The sequence below is a fragment of the Chryseobacterium sp. UYP7 genome, from assembly GCF_056279225.1.
Genome location: NZ_JBWBQW010000021.1, coordinates 1 through 1688, shown reverse-complemented (window position 1 = coordinate 1688; position 1688 = coordinate 1). Strand labels below are relative to the sequence as shown.

The following is a 1688-nucleotide window of genomic DNA, read 5'->3' as shown; positions in this document are numbered from 1 at the left end:
GTTTTTAAATCGAAAATTTTAGATATTTTCACTATTTCAGCAAGTATTAAGGTTTGGCTTTTTTTGCCCCGCCTGCAGAAATACCCAACCGTTAGCCGCCATTTTATGAAACACTTAGCGATAAAGAAAAAAACTCGCGCTGGAGCATTTAATAAGACTGAAAGAATTTATTATGATTTCATTGTTGATGAAAACTCGCTTTTTAAAATGTTAAATGCTGAAAATTATGATATGATTGGCGTTTTTGGATGGGGTTCTAACAAAGTTTATGAAAATTCTCAAATTGACGAATTTCTAGGATTAAAAATTCCGGAATTAAATAGCGGTAGAATTCCACTATATGTGTGTTCCGAATGTGGTGACATTGCATGCGGAGCAATAACTGTAGATTTAAGTTTTAATAATGATAAAGTAATTTGGAGAAAATTTGGATATGAAAACGGATACGATGAGATTGATTATGATCTATTTAAAGATATTGAAGAATTCACTTTCAATAAATCTCAATACTCGAAACTGATTGAATCTTTAAGGAAATAAAAACGTCGGCTAACATGGTATTTATACAAGCGGGTCGGAAGTTTTCATCGAAGATTTTAGCGATTAATTAAGTTTTTAGCAAGTAGAAAGTTTTCGTATTTTTATCCCGCCTGCATAAATACCCAACCGTTATAGCCAATTTTACAACGATACTATGCCAATAATAATAAATTCAGACCAAAAGAGTAAGACACTTGAAGAATTCTACAAAGAATTGACAAGTAATAATGCAACTGTGGTTGAAAATGAAATTGGAAAGGCAATGCTCGAATTTATTTCAATAGTGAAAGAAACTTTTAAGAACACGACACTTTTTGGATTGACTTCACATTTTTCACTTGTAATTCAAGCAGCGGACAATTGGGAAGATGGTTGGTTTGTGAAAGTTTATAGTATTGGAGATAAAAAATTCCAGTTTGAATACAAAATGTCTAAGAAAGAAAGTCCTTGGAACTATGCAATCGTTAAAGGACAAGCAAATACAGTTGGCGAAGCAAAAGACTTTCTAATTATTGCAATGACAGAAAGTGAAGGTTGGTCAGACAATAAAGAATTGAGAAAACTTTATAACAAGTTAAAAGGCAGAAAAACAGAAAATACTCAATTTACATTGTGGTTAGATTTTGAAGAAGTTGACCCGAATAATTGGGACTTTGAAAACGAATTTTGCAACATTCACGTTGACTTGGAAGACTGTCGACACTATGGAATTAATGTTTGGACTTATAAATACTTAGAAACAGCAATTAATGAAGACAAAAAAACAGGACAAAATTTAAACGGACTTTATCAGAAACCTCCCGACTTATTCGTAAAAGAATTGACAAGAGAATGTATTCAACAGACAATTGAAGACTTAATTAAAATTGACGATTTAGAAAAAGTATTGAACCCAAGTATTTATTACAAACGAAATTAGAGACAGAAAAACTGGCTATAACATCGGTTTGGCAATATGGCGGGTTTCGTGCTAAATCGAAAATTTTTGCATACTTTGGAGTTCAGTGATTATAGAAAGTTTCTGCTTCTTTATCCGCCACATCGCCAAGCCGAAAAACGTCAGGCTGTGAAAAAACTCAGCTTTCCAATAATTTCTTAAGAAAACGAACTTTTCACGCCTCAATAAATGCGTTTTAAGACCGGCTATT

Annotated in this window: 2 protein-coding genes; both read left to right on the top strand. The window is 32.6% G+C overall.

Translation table 11 applies throughout. The features are described from left to right. Nucleotides 1–540, top strand: a 540-nt coding sequence (locus ACZ9HT_RS16945) for a hypothetical protein (RefSeq protein WP_476041677.1), incomplete at its 5' end; no start/stop codon positions are given. 154 nt (nucleotides 541–694) lie between these two features. Next, the gene (locus tag ACZ9HT_RS16940) at nucleotides 695–1459 is read left to right on the top strand and encodes a hypothetical protein (protein ID WP_476041676.1); all 765 of its coding nucleotides are present in this window, start codon (nucleotides 695–697) and stop codon (nucleotides 1457–1459) included. The last annotated feature ends 229 nt before the right edge of the window (nucleotides 1460–1688 follow it).

Bases quoted from the DNA above. Each gene is read 5' to 3' on its own strand.
- ACZ9HT_RS16940 (WP_476041676.1), top strand. From the start codon at position 695: ATGCCAATAATAATAAATTCAGACCAAAAGAGTAAGACACTTGAAGAA.